This window comes from Rosistilla carotiformis (assembly GCF_007753095.1).
Classification (GTDB): Bacteria; Planctomycetota; Planctomycetia; order Pirellulales; family Pirellulaceae; genus Rosistilla; species Rosistilla carotiformis.
The window spans coordinates 7,092,320-7,116,177 of record NZ_CP036348.1 but is presented as its reverse complement, the minus strand read 5'-3'; the positions used below and the strand labels follow the sequence as shown (position 1 = coordinate 7,116,177).

General features: G+C 58.5%; 14 protein-coding genes and 1 tRNA gene. 6 read left to right on the top strand and 9 right to left on the bottom strand.

Annotated elements, in window-relative coordinates; genetic code table 11:
• Positions 1-20: 20 nt before the first annotated feature.
• Positions 21-4,031 carry a PAS domain S-box protein gene (locus Poly24_RS25595; protein WP_145102265.1) on the top strand — a complete coding sequence of 1,337 codons (4,011 nt, stop codon included), beginning with the start codon at positions 21-23 and terminating at the stop codon, positions 4,029-4,031.
• Positions 4,032-4,084: 53 nt separating this feature from the next.
• Here the strand turns inward: Poly24_RS25595 and Poly24_RS25590 are convergent, their stop codons facing one another.
• Both Poly24_RS25590 and Poly24_RS25585 read right to left on the bottom strand, forming a co-directional pair.
• Positions 4,085-5,206: an HD domain-containing phosphohydrolase gene (locus tag Poly24_RS25590; protein ID WP_145102264.1), complete on the bottom strand. Its 1,122-nt coding sequence runs from the start codon at positions 5,204-5,206 to the stop codon at positions 4,085-4,087.
• Positions 5,207-5,401: 195 nt separating this feature from the next.
• Positions 5,402-8,080: a hybrid sensor histidine kinase/response regulator gene (locus Poly24_RS25585; RefSeq protein WP_145102263.1), complete on the bottom strand. Its 2,679-nt coding sequence runs from the start codon at positions 8,078-8,080 to the stop codon at positions 5,402-5,404.
• 616 nt (positions 8,081-8,696) lie between these two features.
• Here Poly24_RS25585 and Poly24_RS25580 point away from each other — a divergent pair.
• The 4 genes from Poly24_RS25580 (at position 8,697) to Poly24_RS25565 (ending at position 16,493) form a co-directional block, all read left to right on the top strand.
• Complete coding sequence (locus Poly24_RS25580; protein WP_145102262.1) at positions 8,697-10,064, top strand: DUF1501 domain-containing protein; 1,368 nt, start codon at positions 8,697-8,699, stop codon at positions 10,062-10,064.
• A 64-nt stretch (positions 10,065-10,128) separates the two neighbouring features.
• Positions 10,129-11,121 (top strand): phosphotransferase enzyme family protein, encoded by a 993-nt coding sequence (locus tag Poly24_RS25575; protein WP_145102261.1) that lies wholly within the window; start codon positions 10,129-10,131, stop codon positions 11,119-11,121.
• Between the two features lie 212 nt (positions 11,122-11,333).
• On the top strand, positions 11,334-13,721 hold the full coding sequence (locus tag Poly24_RS25570) for a protein-disulfide reductase DsbD family protein (protein WP_145102260.1): 2,388 nt from the start codon (positions 11,334-11,336) through the stop codon (positions 13,719-13,721).
• 159 nt (positions 13,722-13,880) lie between these two features.
• Positions 13,881-16,493, top strand: coding sequence for a TolC family protein (locus Poly24_RS25565; protein WP_145102259.1), 2,613 nt, complete (start codon positions 13,881-13,883; stop codon positions 16,491-16,493).
• On the opposite strand, the gene Poly24_RS25560 is transcribed toward Poly24_RS25565, so the two are convergent.
• The 5 genes from Poly24_RS25560 to Poly24_RS25540 form a co-directional block, all read right to left on the bottom strand.
• Entirely contained in the window at positions 16,487-17,209 is a 723-nt protein-coding gene (locus tag Poly24_RS25560) for an RsmE family RNA methyltransferase (RefSeq protein WP_145102257.1), read from the bottom strand. The genes Poly24_RS25565 and Poly24_RS25560 overlap by 7 nt on opposite strands.
• On the bottom strand, positions 17,206-18,162 hold the full coding sequence (locus tag Poly24_RS25555; protein WP_145102252.1) for a ThuA domain-containing protein: 957 nt from the start codon (positions 18,160-18,162) through the stop codon (positions 17,206-17,208). Before Poly24_RS25555 ends, Poly24_RS25560 begins: the two co-directional genes overlap by 4 nt.
• A gap of 87 nt (positions 18,163-18,249) precedes the next feature.
• Positions 18,250-19,704 carry a neutral/alkaline non-lysosomal ceramidase N-terminal domain-containing protein gene (locus Poly24_RS25550; protein ID WP_145102250.1) on the bottom strand — a complete coding sequence of 485 codons (1,455 nt, stop codon included), beginning with the start codon at positions 19,702-19,704 and terminating at the stop codon, positions 18,250-18,252.
• 45 nt (positions 19,705-19,749) lie between these two features.
• Entirely contained in the window at positions 19,750-20,538 is a 789-nt protein-coding gene (locus Poly24_RS25545; RefSeq protein ID WP_197452168.1) for a dienelactone hydrolase family protein, read from the bottom strand.
• A gap of 902 nt (positions 20,539-21,440) precedes the next feature.
• Positions 21,441-21,514, bottom strand: a tRNA-Val gene (locus Poly24_RS25540).
• A gap of 346 nt (positions 21,515-21,860) precedes the next feature.
• Here Poly24_RS25540 and infC point away from each other — a divergent pair.
• Positions 21,861-22,376 carry a translation initiation factor IF-3 gene (infC, locus tag Poly24_RS25535; protein ID WP_231753353.1) on the top strand — a complete coding sequence of 172 codons (516 nt, stop codon included), beginning with the start codon at positions 21,861-21,863 and terminating at the stop codon, positions 22,374-22,376.
• Between the two features lie 128 nt (positions 22,377-22,504).
• Here the strand turns inward: infC and Poly24_RS25530 are convergent, their stop codons facing one another.
• A complete protein-coding gene (locus Poly24_RS25530; RefSeq protein ID WP_145102245.1) occupies positions 22,505-23,590 on the bottom strand; it encodes a serine hydrolase domain-containing protein in 1,086 nt (361 codons plus the stop codon).
• Positions 23,590-23,856, bottom strand: a complete 267-nt coding sequence (locus Poly24_RS25525; RefSeq protein WP_145102241.1) for a (2Fe-2S)-binding protein — start codon at positions 23,854-23,856, stop codon at positions 23,590-23,592. The genes Poly24_RS25530 and Poly24_RS25525 overlap by 1 nt, the downstream gene beginning before the upstream one ends.
• Positions 23,857-23,858 lie beyond the last annotated feature (2 nt).

Here is a 23,858-nt window from a genome sequence, read left to right as displayed (position 1 = left end):
TTTTGTTTCGCATCGAAGTCATGAATTTTCCAACAAGCCCCACCGAAGCAAGCGAGTTGCGTGGCACGCGATGGATGCAGTGGATTCTGCCCGCGTTGATCCTTGTCTCGGGAGCACTCGCCAGTTGGTCGTTGTGGCAGACGATGCGCTCGATCGAACACCACGCCATCGGCAAAGAGTTTCATGCGTCGTCGCTCGAACGGATTGCGGTTTTTAACGCGGGCGTGGCGCGTTCGATCGACCTGATCGAGTCGGTCGAGGGAATGTACAACAGTTCCACCGTGGTCGATCAGACGGAATTCGAAGCGTTTCTGGAGACTGTCGATCCGGCTGCCATCGGCATCGACCGCGTCCGATGGGTTCGCAACGTGGCGGGATATACTCGCCGTCCATTTGAAGAAGACCCGATCGTTCCGGCTAACGAAATTTTTGAGCGGCAGGCCGACGGAACCTATCGGATTGCGGAAGCACGCGATCGGTATCTGCCCGTGACGTTTGTCTATCCGCCGGGCGATCCGACCGATGTGTTGGGGGAGGACTTGTTGGCGCGTCCCCACATTCGCGCGGCGCTGAACGACGCCGATGCCATGCCGCGGATCACGGCAACGGCGGCGGAACTGCCTGCCGATGGTCGACCGGGGTTGCGAGTTCAATTGTTCTATCCGATCTTCTTTGAGTCGACCGACGACGAGCCCGTGTTGCGAGGTTACGTGGTCGCGCAGCTACGGATCGATCAGGTGCTTGAAGAGGCGATCGGTTCGCTGGTTCCGGTTGGGATCCAAATCACGCTGTTTGAGACCGAAGCAAAGCCCGAGGACCGCGTCACGTATGTCCGCGCGCCGCGTTTAGTCGATGGCATGGGGCGTCCCAATTGCGGACCCTACGGCCTGCAATCGGCAAATTCGTTGGTGCACGCTGGCGATTTTGAATTGGCCGGACGGCAGTGGACGATGCACTGCACCGCGAACAAAGACTACATCAGCAAACGTCGCAGCAGCACTCCGACGATGGCGCTGGCGTCGGGGATTTTGGTCTCGTTGTTGGCTAGCGGATTTGTTTGCTATCTGTCTCGTCGAACCCGACATGTTCAACGTTTGGTCGCGGTCCGCACGTCGGAGCTGCGCTCAGCCAAACGCGTTGCCGAGGAACAGGTGGCGCGGCAGTTGGCGTTGGAGGACGAATTGCAGCTGAGTCGCGAGCAATTGAACTTGGCGGTTCGCGGCAGCAACGACGGGATCTGGGATTGGAATCTCGAATCGGACGAAATCTTCTACTCGCCCCGTTTCTTGGAAATGCTAGGGTTTGCTAGAGACGAGATCGAGAACAATCGTGAGTGGGCGTTTTCGCGGATTCATCCCGATGAACAACCTCGAGTCCATGAAGCGATCGAGCGTTGCATCAGTGGTCAGGTAGATACGTTTGAAATCGAATGTCGGATAGGACATAAAGACGGCCGGTACCTGCACGTGCTGTCGCGTGCGGTCGCCGTGATTCGCGCGGGCATGGAGCGTCCCTACCGGATGGTCGGCACACAGGTCGATCTGACGAAGTGGAAGCAACACGAATTGGAGCTGAATCAATTTAAGACGACGCTCGACCAGACCCATGACTGCGTCTTCATGTTCCGGCCGGATCATTATCGCTTCTATTACGTCAACCGCGGCGCGACCGAACACCTCGGCTACACCGCCGAGGAACTGAAGCAGATGTCGATCTATGACATCGACGTCTCGATTGCCTCCACCCAGCTGAGCGATTTTTTCGATGATTTGATTTCCGATTCGCAATCCTCCCGACGTTTCGAAACGCTGCACCGTCGCAAGGATGGTGTGGAGGTTCCCGTCGACGTTGTGATCCAGTACGTCGCGCCCCACGACGAACCACCACGATTTGTTGCGCTCGTCCGCGACATCTCGCAGCGGAAGCAAGTCGAAGCCCGGCTTGCCGAACGGACCCAAGTTGCCAACTTGATGGCTGACGTTGGGCTTGCGCTCTCGCGCGCGGATGATTTGCGTACCGGGTTGCAACAGTGTTGCGAAGCGGTGGTGAATCGATTGGGGGCCAGTTTCGCCCGGATCTGGAAAGTCGATCACACCGAAATGATGCTCGATCTGCAAGCCAGTGCGGGGATCTATACTCACATCGATGGCGGGCACGCTCGCGTTCCGGTGGGCAGTCTGAAAATTGGCCGGATCGCATCGACACGACAACCTCATCTGACCAACGATGTCTCCAACGACCCCGAGATTGGTCAGCCCGAGTGGGCCGGACGCGAGGGGATGGTTGCGTTTGCTGGTTACCCATTGATTGTGGGGGACCGTGTTGTTGGTGTCTTGGCGCTGTTTGCGACGAGTGCCCTAAAAGCGAAGACGCTCGAGGGCCTCGCAGCGATCGCCGATACGATTGCGTTGTTTGTTGAACGCAAACGGGCCGAAGACAAACTGCACGATTCCCATCGCGAGATTTCCAAGTTGTCGTTGGTTGCCAGCAAGACCCAACACTCCGTCTTCATCACCGATGCGTTTCGCCGGATCGAATGGGTGAACCAAGCGTTTACCCTGTTGACCGGTTACACTTCGGCGGAAGTGGTCGGCAAGCGGCCGGAAATGGTTTTACATGGTCCCGCCACCGATCCGGATACCATTGCTCACATTATTGAAACGCTGGGCAAACGCCAGAGTGTGGCGACGGAAATCTATCACTACGCTAAAGACGGTCGTGGATATTGGACCGATTCGAAAATTGATCCCGTCTTTGACGATGAGGGGGAGCTTTGTAATTTTGTCGTCACTCAGCTCGACATCACGCAACGCAAGGAGAGCGAACGGTCGCTGCTTGCAGCGAAAGAAGAGGCCGAGCGAGCCAGTAATGCCAAAAGTGAATTCCTTGCGACGATGAGTCACGAGCTGCGTACACCACTCAACGGCGTGATTGGGATGACGGAGTTGTTAGCCGATTCGCCCTTGGATGCGCGCCAGCGACGGTTTGTTAGTGCATGCCAAAGCAGCGGCAACGCCTTGTTGACTTTGATCAGTGACATCTTGGATCTGTCGCGGATCGAAGCAGGGGGTATGGAACTGGATGACCATCCGTTTGAACTGCTGCAATTGTTCGACGACCTGATGGAAGCGATGCCCGCTCGCGTGGTGAAAAAAGATATCGAACTGCTGCACCATCTCGACCATCCGACCACGTTGCATCTGACGGGAGATAGCCATCGGTTGCGACAAGTGCTTGTGAATCTGATGGCCAACGCGATCAAATTCACCGAGCGCGGCGAAATCACGCTCCGCGCCAAGGTGCAACATTTAAGCGATGACAACGCGCGGCTGCTGTTCTCGGTCGAAGATACCGGAATCGGGATTCCGGCCGATCGCCTGGATGGCGTTTTTCAATCGTTCTCTCAGGTCGACAGTTCGATCAGCCGCCGCTACGGAGGATCGGGATTGGGACTGTCGATCAGCCAAGCGATCGTCGAAGCGATGGGAGGCCAGATCGGTGTGCAGAGCGCTGTCGGAGTCGGTTCGCGGTTCTGGTTCACGGTCGACTTGCGTCGAACCAACACCGTCGACGACGCGGTGGCCGAACACGTTTTGCGCGGCTTCGAATCGCGTCGCGTATTGGTGATTCAGTCGCATGCTGCAGTGCGAAGCATGCTGGTCGATTCGATCCGCGACTGGGGGATCGAGGTCGATGCGGCAGCCGATCTCCAGATCGGATTGGATCGGCTGCGGCAAGCGTCGGATGCGGGGCGGAAGTACGATCTTGTGATCACCGACGAAGCGTTTTACGATCTGGATGAGCAACCATTGAACGCCGTGATTCAGCAACAGCTGGCGGCGCAGCAGGCTGCGATTCTGTTGGTCGTGTCAGCGGTTAGCCCCTTGCTGTCCGAAGAGACGTTGGAAGTTCGCCCGCTGCCCAAACCGATCGGGCAAACGCAACTGCACGCGGCATTGGTCGACCTGTTTTGCCGTGTCGAGGATCAAACAAGTCTGCGATCGGTCGCGATCGAGTCGCCAACGACGTGATCGTGCTCAACACTTCGTTCGATGAGTTCCATGACGGCAGTGCCGCGATCAGCTCAGGCGGGTTCTAGGCTGGGTGGAGTGGAGGCAATCGGAGCGATCGTCGCATTTTCGATCGTACCACTTGTTGGAGTCGGCACGGGAGACAGGTCCGTTTGCGGTGTCACGTTCGGTGAAAGGGGTTCAGCAAACCGCGATGCGATCGTGACGAATTCTTCTTCCATCGCCACAAATGCATCGACCATATCGGGATCAAAATGTGTTCCCGAATCGCCGACGATGATCGATTTGGCGCGTTCGTGGCTGAACGCTTCTTTATAAACACGCTTGGAGGTCAGGGCGTCGTATACATCAGCAATCGCCATGATTCGTCCACACAAAGGGATCTGCTGGCCGACTAATCCGTGTGGGTATCCACTGCCATCCCATTTTTCATGATGTGAAATGATGATGTTCAACGCCATCTTCAGGAAGCAGGTGTTGGGAAACTCGTGCAGCAACGATTCGATCGTTTCGGCGCCGCGCACGGTGTGGGTCTTCATGACATCGAATTCTTCTTTGGTCAAGCGTCCCGGCTTCAGCAAAATATTGTCGGGGATGGAGACCTTGCCGATATCGTGCAACGGACTGGTGCGGCAGATCAGATCGACATAGTCGTCGTTGACCTTGTCGGCAAACCGGGGATTCCTTTGCAGGTGTTCGGCGAGAATTCGGCAATAGCGTTGGACTCGCTCGAGATGCGCACCGGTTTCTGGATCGCGCGATTCGGCCAGTTTGGCCAACGCGAAGATCGTCATGTTGGCCGATTCCAATTGAACGATCCGGCGGCCTACGCCTACACGCATCAGCAGTTCATGGGGATTGAACGGTTTGGTGATGTAATCGTCGGTGCCTCCCGCGAAGCCCGCTGCGGTATCGGCCGCGCGGTCGCGTGCTGTGACGATAATACAATAGATGTAGCGACGCGGACTCAGCTTGCGAATCGCTTTGCACAATTCGATGCCACTGATCCGAGGCATCTCCCAGTCGGTAACAACCATCTGGAAGTGATGCTGATGAAAGAGGTCGAGCGCCATCTGCCCGTCGTTCGCTGTGGTGACTTGATAGCCCCCTTTTTCCAGCGTTCGAGCAACAGCAGTTCGCGAAATGTAATCGTCGTCAACAACCAAAACGTTCATGTGGTTCTGCTCCCTTGGGTCTTTCGAAGACTAGGTCACATTCACCCCATGCAATTTTTTTGCGATCCGATTCCATCGCGCGATTTCAAACTTTGTAACACCTTTGCGAAATGTGGGGACGAGCAACGTGGCCAAATGTGCTCGCCTTGGAAACGGAGGCCTCGGTAAGCTTTCTGTTTGCTTGCCCCGCAAAACTCAGATCGTAAACCGCGTCAGCATGTCTCGTAATTTGTCCAGCTTGATCGGTTTGCTTAGGTATTCGTCCATGCCTGCATCGATGCAGCGTTCGCGATCCCCCTTCATCGCGTTGGCCGTCAATGCAATGATCGGTAGGTGACCGACCCGTTTGCCCGTCGCCTCGCGCCGACGGATTTCTCGGCTGGCGGTAAAGCCATCCATTTCGGGCATCTGGCAATCCATCAACACCATGTCGTAGTGGCGAGTCTCGAGCGCTGTCAACGCTTCGTCGCCGTTGTAGGCGATGTCACAGGAGCAGCCCATCCGATGCAGCAGTTCTTGAATGTACATCTGATTGATGTCGTTGTCTTCGGCCACCAGAATGTGTGCCGACAACGATTTTTGTGGCGTCTGGGCGTGAGGTTGCGACGCGGTGGACTGCGCGGTGGGTTCCGCGGGAACGGCGATTGCGACGGCCAGTACATCGAACAGCGTGCTGGGTCGGATCGGATCCAGCAGAATATTTTCCACTCCGAGTTCCGCCAAGCGGTTCCGCGCGTCGTCGTCGAGATCGGTCCCCAGTCCGATGATCGGCAAGCGGCAGCTTTGGGCGAAACGCTGTAATTCTCCAAACCCTTCTTCGGTCACCGTTTGGCAATCGACCAACACGCGCGAGAAGGGACGCCCCTGCTGTTCGGCCCGCTCGATCGCATGCTGGGCCTTGGCCAGCGACGTGAAGCGTTCGAAAGGGCACTCCCAGGTCCGCAGGCTTTCATAAAGTTGTTGCCGCGAATCGATCGATTCATTGACCGATACGACACAGATCCCAGCCAGTGCGCGCCGCCGTTGAGCGATCACTTCGGTTTCGACGTTCGCTTCCACTTCGATCTCAAACCAGAAGGTCGAACCGACACCCACTTCGCTATCGACACCGATCGTTCCACCGATGAAATCGACGAGTTGTTTGCAGATCGAAAGTCCAAGCCCGGTCCCGCCAAACTCACGTGACGCGGAGCGGTCGACTTGCGAAAAAGGCTTGAACAGCCGATCGAGTCGATCGCTGGGGATCCCGATTCCGGTATCGATCACCGAAAACCGCAGCCGCATTTCGTTGCCTTGCCGGCGAACGCACTGCGTCCGCAACGTGACGCTACCCGATTTGGTGAACTTAACGGCATTGCTGACTAGGTTGACCAGGATCTGCCGCAACCGATTTCCATCGCATCGGACCTTGACGCAGGCCAAGGAATCGATCTGGCAATCTAGTGAATAACCCTTTTTCTGGGCCATGTGGGAGAAGACCTCTGCGACCGAGAAGACCAACGATTCGAGATCGCAGGTCTGGATATCCAATTCCAGTTTGCCCGCTTCGATCTTCGAGAGGTCGAGGATGTCATTGATTTGCTGCATCAACGCCTTGCCACAGGTGTCGCCTGCTTGCACAAATTGGCGTTGTCGATCGGTCAACGAGGTGTTCAACAACAGTTCGTTCATCCCCAAGATGCCGTTGAGCGGAGTCCGTAGTTCATGGCTCATCGACGCGAGGAATTCGCTCTTCGCTTGATTGGCCGCTTCTGCCGCCTCGCGTGCCTGCAGGGCATCGTCCATCGAGTCGAGTGTTTGTTCTAGATCCTGCTGGCTGCTGTGCATCGCATCGGTCGCCTGTTGCTTGGACCGATACATCGTATAGGCAACCGTGGTCAGTCCCAGCAGCACAAGCGTGATCAGGCCCGCGAGGGTCCGCGGGTGAGCTAACAGTTCGGCATACTCTTGATCGGTGAGCTCCGATGCAAAGATCAAGTACTGTTCTTCCGCGATCACCGAATCGGAAGGGGAGGCGATCGTTTTCTGTAGGTCGACTTTTTGCCACGTCAATGTTCCGGTGGACCCTCGGACCTGGCCCCGCGGTTCGGATTCAATCCGTCTCCACAGCGTTGGATCGGTTTTCGCCAAGGGCAGGATCTTGCGGTCGGGGAACAGGAATCCCCATTCCAGTTCGGGGCCCGAAGCTTTCAGCCAATAGCCGCGTTGATTCAGCAAACGCAACCGATGGGCGACGTCCGGTCGCACTTCTTCAACGCAGTGAAACACGCCACCGGCAAAGTAGTTGATCACGCACACACCGCGACGTGTTCCCGCGTCGTCGAAGATCGGCATCGCAAGTCGCAGCATCGGACGGAACGGTTGTTCGACGCGGCCGTGTTCGACGTTCAGATCGATCGCCGACAAATACATTTGCCCGCGCGCTAACGTCGATGCCTTGAGAAAGTAATCGCGCGCCGACTTGTCTTGCAGTTCCTCCCCGGGCACGACCTGACCGTGTCGGTTGACCCGCAGGACCTCGTGCCCTTGCAGGTCCAAATAGCGGATCTGGTCGTATTCGGGCTTCAGACGACTGAAGACCACTGCCTGTTGCGTCGCCCGCTGTAGATCGTCGGGAATCCCCTCGGTCACGAAGTCGAACAAGCTGGGGTCGTTGGCCCATTGGCGTAGATCGTCGGCGACCGGACGCAGATTGGATTGCACGTGCTGGGCCCAAGCATCGATCCCCGTTCGCTCGTTGGCTAACAATGCCTTCTTCAGATGGCCCGCTTCGCGAAGGTAGAAACCGCCGCAACATAGGACGACGATTCCGCTGAGCAATGCGTAAGGTACGATGGCGGGGAAGCGGCGGTTGGGAGGGGGAGCGTACTGCATTTTTCGAGAGTCTTTCTCTGTGGAAGGCAAATCCGAATGCGATCGAGGAAACCTGTCGACCTGAAAAACTCCCGAATAGGGTCATTTCAAATCCACCGCTTCGGCAGTTGGACTTCCGCCAGATTGCCCACTCTTGCGATCTTTTATTGAGTGTCGGTTGGAAGGGACGTGGATCTGCAATCGCAACCAAAGCGTTTACCGAACATTCGCGTCCCCGATGGGGCTTAAAATCGGTCCGCTCCGAAGCCCTGCATTCGGACGAATGCGCGGACGCTTCGTCCCCCATGCGTAAGTTGTGCACGCACGCGACACCGCGTCAATTATCGAGCCTGGCTAGTGATCCATGGATACCTGGACTGGTGTTTACGTGTCGCTTGGTGGGGGGCGTGGGCGTGTTCCTGGATGCCCTGTTGTTTCGCTACGAACCGGGGGATCGATGCTAGCACTCGTAAAATACCGTACGAATCTACAAGTTTCGTTTGTTGTACGGCGGGCAAGTGGCCGTTACGATATGCGTTAGGTTGCCCGCCCCCCAACGTGCGGTCAGCGCAAACGACCCTCAACCACGCGCGAACGACATCGATGTTGTTCGTTCCTACCTGTGGAGCCTTCTGCGATGTTAACGATTCTCGGCCGATCCGGCGGTGCTGGTCAGTATTGTGATGGTGTCTCGCGTCGTAACTTCATCAAGGTCGGCGGGATGACGCTCGGGACGCTTTCGTTGCCCCAGTTGTTGCAGGCCGAAGCGGCAAAAGGCGAAGGGCATCGTTCGCACAAAGCGGTCATCAATATCTTCCTTCCCGGCGGGCCGCCCCATCAAGACATGTGGGATCTCAAGCAGGATGCCCCCAGCGAAATCCGCGGCGAGTTCCGGCCGATCGGGACCAGCGTGCCGGGGATCGAAATCTGCGAACTGTTTCCCAAGCTGGCCAAGCAGATGGAGCATTGCGCGATCATCCGTTCGGTCGTTGGTGCTAAGGGACCACACTACAGCGACCAGTGCGTCACCGGTTGGGACGCTCGGAACAATGAACCAGCCGGCGGATGGCCTTCGATGGGCGCATGGGTCAGCAAACTGCAAGGCCCAGCGGGCAACGCGATGCCGCCACACGTGAGCCTGATGTACAAGACGCGTCACACCCCATGGGGCGAACCGGGCGCCGGCGGCTTCTTGGGCTTGGCTCATGCCCCCTTTCGATTGATGGGTGGCAAAGGCGAAACCTCCAAGATCGACAACATGGTTCTCAAAGACATCACGCTCGAACGACTGCAGGATCGCGCGGGCCTGCTGAAATCGATCGATTCTCTGCAGCGGGAACTCGACAGCAGTGGCGCGATGGACGGAATGGATGCCTTCACCAACCAAGCGTTGGGAATCCTGACCAGCAGCAAATTGGCCGACGCGATGGATCTGTCGAAAGAGGATCCCGCGATCGTCGAGCGGTATGGCACCGGGGATTCAGAGTTCCGTGCCGACGGGGCGCCGAAGATGGTCGAGAATCTGTTGATCGCGCGGCGGTTGGTCGAAGCGGGAGCCCGCGTCGTCTCGTTGAATTTCAGTCGTTGGGATTGGCACGGCGGCAATTTCAAACGGGCTCGCCAGGACATGCCGATGCTGGACCAAGCTCTCGCCGCCCTGATCCAGGATCTCGTTGAACGCAATCTCGACAAAGATGTCTCGGTCGTCTGTTGGGGTGAATTTGGTCGCACGCCCAAGATCAACGCCAACGCGGGACGCGACCACTGGCCTCGCGTTTCGACAGCCCTTTTGGCCTGCGGTGGAATGCGAACCGGCCAAGTGATCGGTTCGACCAATCGTTTGGGCGAATACGCGGTCGATCGGCCAATTCAATTCCAAGAGATACTGGCGACGCTGTACCACAACCTCGGCATCGACCTGAACACGGTCCGCGAGTTCGATCTCCGCGGGCGACCTCAGTACCCTGTCGCTCAGGGAATCGAACCGATCCGCGAACTGGTCTAAGCGACGGCGGTTGCGATCGATAGAATCAAGGCTTTGTCCTGGCTCTGCAACCGACCTGACTCGCATGAACGAAATCCCCGCATCGATTCTCCACCAGTTGCTCGCGCCGCGAGGGGCGACGCAGATCGAACCGGCTGCCAGCGGCTGGGGACTCAGCGGCGCGAGAGTCTATCGCGTCGAGGTCGATGGGACGAGCTATTGTCTGCGACGGTGGCCGCTGGGAACTGAGATCGCGCGCGTCGATCAGGTGCATCGCTTTATGACCGCCGCTCGATCCGGCGGATGCGTGCTGGTCCCCGAGGTCGGCTGCCAACCGGGAGCTCCCGCGCGAATCGTCAGCGACAACGGTGTCTGGGATCTGACGCGTTGGATGCCTGGGCGATGCCTTTCACGCGACGAACTATCGGTCGAGCGGATCGAGCAGGCGGCCGCAGCGATCGCCTCGATCCATCGATCCCTTGCCGCGGTCGATTGCCAAGACCAGGTCGCTCCGGCGGTCTTGGCTCGGATCACGCGGATCGACCAACTGCTGCAAGACAATCCATTTGCCCGGGCTCTCGCTTCGCCACCGCCACTGCAATCGCTGGCCCATCGCGCGACGGCACTCTGGAATGCGAACCATCTTTCGATCCGCTATCGCTTACACGAAGCGACGGCGGTCGGCGTGAAAACCCAATGGGTGCTGCGCGATGTCCACCTGGAACATCTGTTGTTTGACAACCTAGGCAGCGCGACGGAATCGGTTTCCGCGATCGTCGACTACGACGCCGTCCGAATCGACACGCCGGCGACCGACCTGGCCAGATTTCTGGGAAGCTGTGGGGGAATACCTCTGCAGTGGTATAATGCAGCTATCGCTGCGTACCGCCGGATCCAACCGTTGGATGCCACTTCCGAACGCCTAATCCCCTTATTGGATGCTGCCACCTGTTTGATAGCGTCGGCAAATTGGACCCAATGGCTATGCGTAGAGAACCGCAGGTTTGATGCGGGAGCGGAAAAAGCGGCCGATCGCTTCCGAGAAGCGGTCGATCGGGCGGAAATGCTGTTCCCGTAGCCCCCGCAGCGCAGATATATGTCAGTTGATGCAGTTCTATGGATTTTTTGGGGCCGCGAACGAAACGTAATGTGTGCTAACGCACACTAAAAACGTTCGATCGCGCCGACTAAGCTGTTGACCCTGTTTTTGTCGGCACCGTAAAATTTTCTGTCTCTGTAGGGGCAGCGTCGAACACCCAGACTATCCAGTCGTCTCGGGGAAAACCCAATATGAAGTGTCAAACTATGGTAAACCACGGATCTCGATTGGCAACGCTGATCTGCCTGCTCGCGCTGGCTGTCCCTGCCCTGGCTCAAACCGATCGACGATTTAACCTCGCCCCTCAATTGCCATCGGGCCTGAAGTTGGGGGCTGTCGAGAAAGAAGTTCAACTGACAGCGACCTACGAACAGGCCGAGGGAACCGATCGCGGCCGCGTTCATGTCAAAGCGGTTGTGGCGAAGGACTGGCATCTCTATTCGGTCACTCAGCCCGCCGGCGGCCCCAAACGAACGCGACTGGAACTGGGCGAAGGCAGCCCGGTCAAACTGCTCGGACCGTTCACCCCCAACACCGCTCCACAGAAATCGACCCCCGAGATCTTCCAAGGCGTGACAGTGGAAGACCATGTCGATGAGGTCATCTGGACGGCGCCGATCCAGTTCGCCGATCCGGCCAACCCGTCGTCCAGCGAGTTGCAGATCATCGTCGACGCCCAAGCTTGCAAAGACGCCACCTGCCTGCCGGTCGAAGAGACGCTGACGGCAAAGTTCACCGGCAGCTACGCCCCGCCGATGGCCGGCGGTGAGTTCCGCGACGAAAACTCGGTTGTCTCCTGGAGTGCCGAATTGTTGCCGGGCAAGGTTCGCCCCGGCGATGATGCTCAATTGATCGTCCGCGCGACCGTCGATGATGGCTATCATTTGTACAAGTCTTCGACCGTCGATGCCAACTTCTCGACGGTCATCCTCGTGACCAAGAAAAATGCGTTGCGGGTTGGCTCGCCGACGGCATCGACCGAACCGGTACTCAGCGATCAACAGATTCCCGGCTTGGCCGAGATCGCGTATCACGAAGGAGATGTGACCTGGACGCTGCCGATTCAAGTCGACAAGGCTGCCGAAGCGGGTGAGTATCCGTTGGAAGCGATGGTCGGCTACCAAGCGTGTACCGACAGCAGTTGCTTGGAACGGCGTGGCATTCGCTTGACGGCGACGATCACGCTGGGCAAAGAAACATCCGATGCGGCGGTTCCCGTCGCGATCACCTCGCTCGAATATCGCGAGATCGCCGAAGCTGCCGCGGTTGGCGACTGGGTCGACGACCTGTCGGCCAGCGTTGGGTCCGAGGGGGGAAGCGGATTCAGCATCCCGCTGGCGCTCGCCTTTGGCTTGTTGGGGGGCGTGATCTTGAACCTGATGCCTTGCGTGCTGCCGGTGATCGGGCTGAAGGTGATGTCGTTTGTCGAACAAGCGGGCCAGGATCGCGGCAAAATCCTCTCGCTGAACCTTTGGTATACCCTCGGGTTGCTGTCGGTCTTTTGGTGCCTGGCAGCCGTCGCCATCGGCTTTCGCACCTTTTACGGCGAATCGTTTTCGTGGGGTGAACAATACACTTACATCCAGTTTCGGCTGGGGCTAATGGTCTTCGTCTTTGCGATGGCCCTCAGTTTCCTGGGAACGTGGGAGATCCCACTGCCCGGTTTTGCGACCAACAGTTCGGCCGGCGCGCTACAGCGTAAAGAAGGCCCCGCGGGTGCGTTTTCCAAGGGCGTCTTTTCGACGGTCCTGGCCACGCCCTGCAGCGGTCCGTTTCTGGGCCCTGTCTTCGGGTTCATGTTGACGCAGTCGAACGTCGTTGTCGTCGCCGTCTTCACGGCGATCGGACTGGGGATGGCGTTGCCCTATCTGCTGATCGGATTGTTCCCCAGCACGATCGCTTGGCTGCCCAAGCCGGGCGAATGGATGGAGACCCTGAAGCAAGGGCTCTCGTTCTTCCTGCTGGGAACGGTTGTCTATCTGTTCGCTGGTGTCCCCGATGAATACCGGGCCGCTGTGTTTGGGATGCTGATCGCGGTCTGGTTCGGTTGCTGGATCATCGGCCGCGTGCCGAACTGGGAATCGATGCAGAAGCGGTTTACCGCCTGGTGCACCGGTGCGAGCGCAGCGATCGCGCTGACCCTGTTGATGTTCCACCTGTTGGTTCCCGCCGCGGAGATCATGAAGTGGGAATCGTACAGCGAAGCGAAGTTGATAGCATTGCAAAAGCAGGGCAAAACCGTGATGGTCGACTTTACGGCCAACTGGTGCCCGACCTGCATCTACAATTTCAACAGCGTGCTGAACACCGAATCGATGGCCGAAGCGTTGCAACAGCACGACGTCGTTCCGATGAAAGCCGATTGGAGCCAACCGAGCGACGAGATCAAAGCGAAGCTCAGCGAGCTGAAGAGCGCGTCGATTCCATTGCTGGCAATCTATCCGGCCGGCGATCCCAAGAATCCGATCGTTCTGCCCGATATCTTGACCGACAGCCAGGTCAAAGCGGCGCTCAAGGCGGCGACCGGTTCGGATTCGGTTCCTCAATCTGCCTCGCGCGACAATGGCTTGATGCGATAACCGGCAAACTTGCCGCAGACCGGACACGCCTCAGTTCCCGGGCAAGCTCTTCGATCTGCCCGGTAGAATTGATGCAATCGGTTCGCGTGGTAATCGATAACAGAATGGACACGATTGTCGGACACCAAGTTCCGCTGGGTCTATTCTGCCAGGTTATCGATGCAGGTTATTCATAAGATCATCGCGACGCTCTCGATCGCTCTGCCGCTGGGTTTTGCAGCGGCTGGCGATCCAGTTTATCCGTTGGCTCCGGTGATCGGTTCGGACCAGAGCATGCAGCTTTGGAATCGTGCCGCCCCCGTCAACGGGCCCGCTGCGGCACGAGCCGCTCTGGGACGTCCCGCCCCCACGCCGCCGCGCCACGCGGCAACCGCCCTTGGCAGACCGTTGCCCAAGATCGTTCAACGGGTTCGCGAACCGGAGGCGCCCCAACCGTCTGCCACCATCACTCCAGCAGCGGTCCGGCTATCGATGGCTCTCAATGGACCAACGCCTCCCGAAGACGAAACGCCTTCTCCCAGCGATCGGTCCCCCGATTCGGTGCTCACGCAAGACATCGCAGATGCACCGCAGGAAGCCGCTCCGTCGCAGCCTGTAGAAACCGAAGCATTGCCTTCGGAAGAAGTTCCCGCAACCGATTCGCTCGAACCGCCACCGCTTGTCGACCTGCCGGCGATCCAGCTGCAGCCAGCGGAAAACGCCGACGCTTCGCAGCAACCGCTGCCCGATGTGCCAGCAACCTCGCCCGACGCGGTCGACGAGGCTCCAGGCGTCATCCATACCCAGCGGCTTCCGAAGGTAGAGAAGCCACAGCCCACGCGACTGCCGCACATCATCGGTGAATCGCAAGGAGCGGGCCCAAGTCTCTACGACGCGTTCCGGCTGCCCAATTTGGACAACCAGCCTCACGAACCGTTGCAGGTCGCGCCGCTGCCCCCTCGCTCCGATCCGCGGCTCGGCAGCGAGATCACCGGAATCGCGATCCCCGACGTACCGCCAATGCGACGCGAGACGATCGCTCCCCCCCGGACCGATGCGGTTGCCGAAGATCTCCCTCGACCCGCAACGTCCCCATCGCAACCGTTGCCCCAGTTCGAAGCGCTTTTGGAAAGCGTCTCCAAGACACCGGCAGCGGACCAGCCGTCGACCGCTCCGATCGAAGCGATCGCTCCGCCGCGCAATGCGTCGCCACCATCGGAAGAATCCAGCGTCGTCGTCGATCGCGTGGATCCCCAGCCGTCGCTGCAACGCGATGGCAAGTGGTGGGATGATGAAGTTCGCAAACCACTGTTGCGGTTCGATCGCTCTCAAGCGATGACGCTGGAAGATGCGTACCGCGCGGCGCTGCGGTTCTCGCCCGAACTGCTGTCGTTGACGGCGGAGGTCGACAGTCGCGGTTACGAGGTCGCTCGGCTAGATGCCGGATTCGACTGGACGGTGTTTGTCGAATCGATCTGGGCTCACGATGACGACCCCGTAGGCGACGCGCTGGCCGGTGCCGCCAGCCGTTTGGAAGTCAACGATTACGGCACCCGCTTCGGCGGCCGTCAGCGAAATCGACTCGGCGGCGATCTCGAGATCGCGCATCGCACAGGTTTCCGCGACTCCAACTCCAGCTTTTTCACCCCGCCGGATCAAGCCAACCAACGCCTGTCGATCGATTACACCCAACCGTTGTTGCGCGGTGCTGGTTACCAAGTGAACACCAGTCCGGTCGAACTGTCGAAGTTCGCCCATCAGGTTTCCGTCGAAGATCTGCAGGCCGGGATCGAGCAGCAGTTGCAAGTGGTCGCCGTGGCGTATTGGAACCTGGTTGGCGTCCGCGGCCGGTTTGTCCAAACCCGTGCGTCGTGGCACCGCGCCGACAAGCTGTTGAAGATCGTCGAGAAGCGTCAGCAGATCGATGCCGGTAAGGACAACATGAACCGCATCCGCAGCGCTGTCGCATCGCGTTACGCGGCGACGGTGTCGGCGGAATACGATGTCGTTCGGGCTCAAGAAGCTTTGCTCCGCGAGATCTTTGGTTCCAACTACGCTCAACAGCAAGGCTTTGAATTCGTCACCACGACGCTGCCGCCCGAAACGGGTGAAGCGAGCGACGTGCAGCAGGATGTCGAAGTCGGGCTGGCCTATCGCCCCGAGGTGCGGCGGGCACTGAAGCAGATTCAATCGGCGGCGATCGAAAACAACGTCGCCGACAACGAATTGCTGCCTGTCCTGAACCTCGTGCTGTCGACCTATTCGGCATCGCTTCGCGGCGACAAGAATTTTGGCGACGCCTTCCGCGATCAGTTCGTCGATTCCAATCCAGGATTCAGCGGCGGGTTGACGTTTGAAGTCCCCGTTTACAACCGCGCCGCAAACGCGCGCCAACGCCAAACGATCGCCAATCTAAAACGCTTCGAAGCCGATCTGCAGGGCGTCGCGGCCGATATCGCTTTGGAGGTTCGCGACCGCTGGCTGGCGACAGCCCAGGCCGCCACCGATCTCGATCTCAAAGGCCGCGCCCTCGTCTCGGCGCACGAAGACCTCAACTACGTCAACGCTCGGATGCGGTACCTCGCCGACGGAACCAGCTTTACCGATCTCTATCTGGACAACATCCTCCGCGCTCAGGATCGCCTGCAAGCGTCGGAGAATTCGCTTCTGCAGTCGCAGATCAATTACGGCGTTGCCCAGATCGATCTCGGCCGCGCGACCGGAACGCTACGTCAATCGTTGATGGGACCGCCGAATGTTGCGTCGTTCAACGAACCGCAACTGGTTCACTGAGCGATCGCCAGCAGGGCGCCGACCGCCGTTTCGACTCGCAAGATCCGCGGCCCCAGCGAAATCGTCGACCATCCCGCCTCCAGCGCCGATTCGATCTCTTCGGGATCAAAGCCTCCTTCGGGACCGACGGCAAACAACACCGGGTGCTGGCCGCTCGGGTCGGCTGAAACGCCTGTCGGGTCGGCCACGATCCGCTGCACATCGGCCAGCGGATCGATCGTCGTACCGTCGAACAACGCGCTCGTGTCGGCGGTGACAAACTCGGACCAAGCGATCGCCGGGGCGATCTGCATCAATCGATTCCGCCCGCACTGTTTGCTGGCGTCGATCACGTAACGTTCGAGCCGTTTCCGTTGGCCATCGCTGGGGCGAGCGACCGAACGGCGGCAGACGATCGGCACGAAGCCGTGCGCTCCCAGCTCGACAGCTTTTTCGATCACGCTGCGAGCGCGATCCCCCTTGGGAAGCGCCACAGCGATCAACAGCATCCGGGGCGATTCGCGATCGACCTCGCCGATCTCATCGATCCGGCATTCCACGCGCTTGCGAGATACCGATTCGACGGTCGCTTGGGCTTCGTTGTTCTGGCCGTCGAACAAGGTCAGCGTCGCCCCCGGCTTGACCCGCATCACGCCGGCGGCATGATGCGCTTCATCGTCGGTCAGGGCAACGCTTGGGTGGCCGATCAGATCGGGAACAAAATACCGTTGACTCATTCGAACGACCGCTTGCTCGCCTTGTCGAAGCTCGGGAAGTCCTTGGGGACTTCGGTCAGGGTGACGTCACCGGTCGCGGCCCATTCGGTTCCGCGGATCAGTGTCGTGATGAACCCGACGCATTCCATCGAATAATCGGCGTGTCCCATCGGCGTGTGGTAGACGCGTCCCTTGCCGTAATCGATCGTCATCATCATCGGTTCGTGGCGTCCGGTCCCTTTGAAGTCTTCCGCGGCAAAGGCGGTTGCCAGGATCGTCATCTTGTCGGCTGGGCCACGCAATTGTTGATACAGTTCATCTTTGGTGTGCATCCACGAACGGGGCAAGCCGCGGGTGATCGGATGGTCCGGATTGCGGACGACGATCTGGTATTCGTGCTGCGGGCCGTGATTTCCACCTCGCCCAGGCGACGTATCGCGAACGGTTTTGCCATCGGCGTCGATAAACACGTAAGGCCCCGATTTCTCGTTGCGGCCGCCCCAGCCGCCCAGCCCAATCATCTGGTTGTACTGTGGCCACTCGGAGAACGCGTTGTCCGCCGCATGCACCACAACCAGCCCGCCGCCGGAATGGACAAATTTGTCCAACGCCACCTGCGTCTCCTTGGGCCAAGCCGCAGCGCTGTGGCCGAAGTTGTTGACCACGACGTCGTAATCGGAAAAGGTTGGCTTGAAGTCGGGGTCGGACTTCGGCTTGCTGAGGCTTTGGTACTTGCGTCCGTCGTTCAACGGATATTCGTCCAACAGTTTGCCGCCGTTCCAGGTGTATTGGGTCCGTTGCACGTCGACGGTGAAACGTTCGGTCTCTTCGAGATACCGCTTCATCATGACCGTTGTCTTGGGCCAAGCCCCGTGGTTGTTTTGACCATCGACGATCAGGGCCTTCAGTTTTTCGGCCGCTCCGGCCGACAGAGGTATCGATGCCAACAGCAGCAGGAAAAGGGTACGCAACATGGGAATGACTCTTGGGGTTGTTGGGGGTGAGCACAATCGTCCGGCGGACGATCACGCAAATTATAGCCGTGTCGCGGCAAGGGGTCGCTATTGGGCTGGCGTCGCCAATTGTCGCAACTGGGTCAGTGCCGATTCGATCAACATCTCTCCGCTGCCCGCGGCGACCGAAGAGTTGATGACTTCGTATCCGCCCCCCGCGTAAGCGCCGCGCGTGGGGATGTACATCGTTTCGATACAATTGGACAGCTCGACGACCAGCGTCGTTGGGTAAGGCGAGCCACGTTTGATCGCCAGACCGATATCGACGAAGACCTCGCCGGGCAAAAAGACGATCGCCGCTTGATCTCCCAACGCGATTGTGGTCACATCGACCGGCAGCGACGCGCCGACACCACGTAGGCTGTGTAGCTGGCGGCGAGGCGTGACATCGGAGACGGGGTTCGGGTGCCGCAGTTGATCCAACTGCAACGCTTTGTAAGCGGCGACGAGATCCAACATCGCGATCTTTTCACCCGCTTCAGCGGCGGGGACCAATTGCCGGGCTCGTTCGATTTCTTGTGGCGAAACCTCTTGTAGCGGCAGCTGGACCACGGCATGCGAAACCTGCAGACGCGGCGATTCGATTTTGGTGAGTGTCGGCAAGGCGTCGACGATCGTTGTCGCCAGCGAACCGCCGATCATATCGCACTTGTTCCGTTCCTTTTGGTTGGGGTTGGAGTGATTGATGTCGCCGCAGGTTCCCGTTCCAAACAGCGAGATGGTTTGTTCGCCCAATTGCTTGCGTAGCGCTTGTTCGATGTAAAACGGGAAATCGGCACTCCACTGGGTTCCGCCGACAGTATCCAAGTGCAACGCAAAGTTGCTCATGACGCCCAGCGGTTGATCGTCGGCGGCCGAGCGAAACATCAGCAACCCGATCTCCGGATCGATCGGACCGGCAGCGCGGACCACTTTGGGATTGCGGTAGTTCTGCCATGTGGCGACGCTGCCGTCGCGCATCACAAACCGTCGATTGAACGCGACGGGAGTCTCCTGATTGGTTTGCCCACAGGCGATGCTGACCGGAACTGCGGCGGCGTTGGCCTGCACGATCGCCGCGACGATCTGGTTGCTCAAGTGTTTTGCATAGCTCTTTTTGGCAGCTTCGGAATCGGGCTGCTGTTGAACCCGATACAGTTCGGCAAAGTAGTCGGGCGCGGTGTGCGAATGGGTTGCCGAAACAACGATCTGGCTCGGATCGATCCCCGTCGCTTTAGCCGCCTGACCGCGGACCTCTTCGTACAGGTCGCGTGCGACGCCGACCATGTCGCAGAACGCGACAGCACAAGCGGTATCGCCGTCACGCATCACGATCGCCTTGGCTCGCAACGGATCCCGCTGGCCGGTCGACAACCGCTCGTGAAAATATCCCGCCATCGGATACGACTCCAATGGCGTGATATCGACGTCGGCCACTCCGACCCGCAGATCGTCCGCGACGCAGGTTGTGGTGACAAGAATCAGAAACGCTGCAACGCGGAGCAACTTGGTAGGCAGAGGCATGGGCGGGATCTCGTGCGGGGATGTAGGTGGGAGGAACAGTGGCTGCTATTTGCCGGCGAATAGTTCCGTGAAGAAGACTCGCATTGCATTCCATGATCGTTTGTCGGCGCGCGGATTGTAAGCCGCACCGGCCGAATTGTCGTTGCCCGCCATGGGCTGAGTGAACGAATGGACGGCGCCGGAGTAATAAACCATCTGCCAATCGACGTCGGCGGCGTTTAATTCCGCTTTAAAGGCTTCGATATCGGCAGCCGGAACAAACGGATCGTCCGCTCCGTGGCAGATCAGCAATTTGGCTCCGATGTTTTTTCCGTCCGCTGGCGTCGGGGAATCCAACCCGCCGTGGAAGCTGACGACGCCACCGATCTTTGCGCCGCTGCGAGCCAGTTCCAAAGCGCCGGTGCCGCCGAAGCAGTACCCGATCGCGGCGACTTTGTCGGCCGAAACGCTCTCGATTTTCAGCAGTTGATCGAGCCCCAGGTTCAAGCGGCGGCGATACAGATCGCGGTCATTTTTGTAGATCCCCGCCTGCTTTGCGGCGTCCTGCCGGTTGTCGGGACGGATCCCTTTGCCGTAGATATCTGCCGCGAACGCGACGTAGCCCAGTTCGGCCAATTGTTTGCAGCGTCCCTTTTCGTAATCGGTCAGCCCCATCCACTGATGCACGACCAGCACGCCGGGAGCATTTGCCTCCGCTTTTTCGGGATCCCAAGCGACAAAACCTTCCAGCGTAACATCGCCATCGGTGTACTGGACGGTCTTGGTTTGGACTTCAGCAGTCGCCGAGTGCAAGCTGATCAGGGAGGCGAACAGAACGACAAACACGTATCGCATGGGGAGAGATCCTGAGGGGGTCGTGAGCTGAGGTAATCGGGGCGCAAAACGCCCGCCCAAGTTTAACGGAAGTCGCGTGCACGATCGATAACGCCTCCACCGAACCAACAGGCGTGTTGAATCCAACGATCCCGCACGGTTCGCAGAAGCGAGCCAACGGCTGGGAGCGTGGCGAATACCACCTGAATCAATTCGCTACCAGATTCCACGGACCGCGAAGCGGATGCAGAAGGTAGCCGGTGGTTTGAGCGTAGCGAATACCACCGGACTCGATCGCGCAATCGACCGCCGTCCCCAGCGGGGACGCATCTCGATCAAAGCAATTCGGCGACAGAGCTTCTTTTCAAGTGGTACAAAACTCGCTCGCTGGACGGGGTGGCGCTCACCCCAAAAAGATAGACGGTCCCTGCCTCTCGCCCAGGTTTGCGGCGCCGTTGCCAGGTGCTACAGCAGTTCGGCGGAGAACCGAAACCCGTTTCGACGCCTGATCGAGCACAACGAATTAGAGGTGCGGGTTTGGCCGACAGCAACAGACGATACCTGAGCGCGCACAAAAAAAAACGTCGCCTATTCCTTACGGAAACGCACACACTAGGTGACTGTTCGGCATACGGGTCAATTCCAATAGAATTATCCCCCGCTGCAGAGAAATCATCAACCAGAAAATCGAATCGTGCGGTCCTTCTGGCCCGCCGAGCGAAGCAAGTTGCTGGACAGTTTGATCGCGGCGTAAGCAAAGTCTCCTGCTGGCAGCGTTTCCTTCCTGAAACAGAAAAGTCTCGAAACGCACCGAGTCCAATCTGCCGCAGATGCTGAAACGAAAAAAGCCCTAACTTGCAACAAGCCAGGGCTTTTTCTTTTGAGTGTTTTGGGCCGCAGTTCGACGACTGCTGCGAAGAAAGTGGGCGATATTGGATTCGAACCAACGACCTCTACGATGTCAACGTAGCGCTCTAACCAACTGAGCTAATCGCCCTCAAGGGGATCCGTTAGGGGTTTCGACGGTGCCCGGAGGCAGTGATCGGTCAAAACAACTATCGGCCGGACCGGTAGTCTTGCTTCAGGATCGTTCGCCGTCAAGGGCTGGGAAGGGGATCTGGCGGGGTGTTATGCCGTTAAATCTGATGAAATCGTTAAAAATGCTGTTGACTGAGCCCTTCCCGAGGGCAGATACTTTTGAAATGCCCTTGCAGCGACTGTTGGTACAATTGGAATGCTAAGGGTTTTATGTCGGCTGTCGCGATGACAGCGAGGATGTTTGTTTCCCCATGGGCTGAATAAGGTTTGGCCGAGGTTTGTGAATGGCACTAGCAAGAAGAGGTATGCAACCGCAGGTCGAGCGTGATTCGACCCGGATCAATACCCAAATTCGTATTTCTCCAATTCGCGTTGTCGGTCCTGAAGGGGACCAGTTGGGCGTCATTTCTACTGAAGATGCGCTAACGCGAGCGCGAGACGCCGGTCTCGATTTGGTTGAGGTCGCTCCCAACGAACGGCCGCCGGTTTGCCGAATCATGGATTACGGCAAATACAAATACGACAAGAACAAAAAGAAAAACTCACACACTTCGCACCAGACGAAGACCAAAGAGATTCGTCTGCGGCCAAAAACCGGCCAAAACGACATCGACACCAAGATTCGTCAGGCCGAAAAATTCTTGGGGCATAAAGATAAGGTCCAAGTCTCGGTCCTCTTCCGTGGTCGTGAAAACGCTCACATCGATGAGGGCGAAAAGGTGATGGAGCTGGTTCTGGAGCAGTTGGCTGAAGTCGGCAAGGTCGAATCCGCTCCCCAGCGTAACGGTCGCCGTATTATCTGCATGCTGGCTCCCCGCTAAACGGATGCCGCTATTTCGAAGCCGGTGGTTGACCCCATCGGCAGTCGATTGCAGGTTCGAGACAACTTCTAACACGTTTCTAACATGACACCCGCTACCGGGGTGTCATGATTTGCGTCGTCTTTCGCTTAATGTTGAGCCATTGCTTGCAGCAATTCTACGGCCAACGTGTCGATCTTTTTGCTGGCGGTGTTCGATAAGACGACGACCGCGATGCCGGCTTGCCGGTGGATCATCAGCATGCTGTGGTAGCCACCGGTCTGGCCGTTGTGCCAACGTGTTGAACCGTCCCCAGCGATGTGCCAGCCGAGTCCCATCGCCGGTTCTTGGCCTACGCCCTTGCGGTGGACGCGCCATGCGATTTCGATCGCCGGCCCGAGCTTGCTCGATTCAGGATTCAGGTTTGCCGCTGCAAATCGCATCATGTCGGCAAGACTGCTGCGGATTCCGCCTGCTCCGGGCATGTCGGCAAAGTCCCAGTTGGCGGTCACGGTGCCGTCGGCGGTGTGGGGTGTTGCCAGACGCTTGCGCATCGAAGCCGTCATTTCCACTCGCGTGTCCGTCATCTGTAACGGCTCGGCGATCCGTTGCTGCAACAGTTGGTCGTAGGAGAGCTGGGCTCGATCGGCGACAACACTTCCCAGCAGGGCAAAGCCGAGGTTGGAGTATTCGTGCGCCGCGTCGGGTTCGCGTCGCAGATCGTGGGAGCTCAAAAATTCGTAAGCCAACGCTGTCGTGTAGTCGGCGTAGGGGTTGTCGGTCTGCAGGCTGGGCATGTTGTTAGGTAATCGTGGCAGCCCCGAGCGGTGCGTGGCGAGATCGTCCAATTGAATCGGCCGTGTTTCGCCCGCGGGCATCGCAACCCCCTTGGGCAACAGTTCTTGTGCGGCTTGGTCGAGTTGCAACTGCTTGCGAGCGACGGCATCGGCTAACAGCAAGCCGGTGAAGACTTTGGAGATCGATGCGATCTCGTAGATCGTGTTGTCATCGGGCGCAGGGCCGCCGGTTCGATTTTGCCCAAAGTGCTGCGTCGTCGCCTGGTCGCCTTTCAAGACGCCAATCGAAAGCCCAACGGCTTGTTTGGATTCGATGTATGGCGTGGCCAGTCGCTGAATGCTCGCGGCGACATCGTCGTCGGCTTGCGACGGAGCCGCAAAGACGGCTGACGCCAAGACCAACAACATCCCAATGCGAATCAGGTTTTGACCGATCATCAAGTGAGTCCTTTGTTCTTGCGATGCTGTTGACGCCCCGATGCGTAAGACGTGGTGTCGGGGAGGCCGTCGTCGGGGTGCTCGATCTGTTGGGTCGATTGTTCCAGTAACCGCTGCAGGAACGGACGGCACCAGCCGCAACCGGTCCCCGCGCCAAAACACTCGCTCAACTGGCTCGCTTTGACCGGTTTGTGGATCCGGATGTGGTTGACGACTTTCCGTTTCGTGACGTGAAAGCAGAGGCACAATTCGTCGTCGAGTTCCATCG

Coding starts and splice junctions, on each gene's coding strand:
- Poly24_RS25595 (WP_145102265.1), top strand. CDS start 21: ATGAATTTTCCAACAAGCCCCACCGAAGCAAGCGAGTTGCGTGGCACG.
- Poly24_RS25550 (WP_145102250.1), bottom strand. CDS start 19,704: ATGCCTCTGCCTACCAAGTTGCTCCGCGTTGCAGCGTTTCTGATTCTT.
- Poly24_RS25590 (WP_145102264.1), bottom strand. CDS start 5,206: ATGAACGTTTTGGTTGTTGACGACGATTACATTTCGCGAACTGCTGTT.
- Poly24_RS25565 (WP_145102259.1), top strand. CDS start 13,881: ATGCAGGTTATTCATAAGATCATCGCGACGCTCTCGATCGCTCTGCCG.
- Poly24_RS25585 (WP_145102263.1), bottom strand. CDS start 8,080: ATGCAGTACGCTCCCCCTCCCAACCGCCGCTTCCCCGCCATCGTACCT.
- Poly24_RS25525 (WP_145102241.1), bottom strand. CDS start 23,856: ATGGAACTCGACGACGAATTGTGCCTCTGCTTTCACGTCACGAAACGG.
- Poly24_RS25575 (WP_145102261.1), top strand. CDS start 10,129: ATGAACGAAATCCCCGCATCGATTCTCCACCAGTTGCTCGCGCCGCGA.
- Poly24_RS25580 (WP_145102262.1), top strand. CDS start 8,697: ATGTTAACGATTCTCGGCCGATCCGGCGGTGCTGGTCAGTATTGTGAT.
- infC (WP_231753353.1), top strand. CDS start 21,861: ATGCAACCGCAGGTCGAGCGTGATTCGACCCGGATCAATACCCAAATT.
- Poly24_RS25570 (WP_145102260.1), top strand. CDS start 11,334: ATGAAGTGTCAAACTATGGTAAACCACGGATCTCGATTGGCAACGCTG.
- Poly24_RS25555 (WP_145102252.1), bottom strand. CDS start 18,162: ATGTTGCGTACCCTTTTCCTGCTGCTGTTGGCATCGATACCTCTGTCG.
- Poly24_RS25530 (WP_145102245.1), bottom strand. CDS start 23,590: ATGATCGGTCAAAACCTGATTCGCATTGGGATGTTGTTGGTCTTGGCG.
- Poly24_RS25560 (WP_145102257.1), bottom strand. CDS start 17,209: ATGAGTCAACGGTATTTTGTTCCCGATCTGATCGGCCACCCAAGCGTT.
- Poly24_RS25545 (WP_197452168.1), bottom strand. CDS start 20,538: ATGCGATACGTGTTTGTCGTTCTGTTCGCCTCCCTGATCAGCTTGCAC.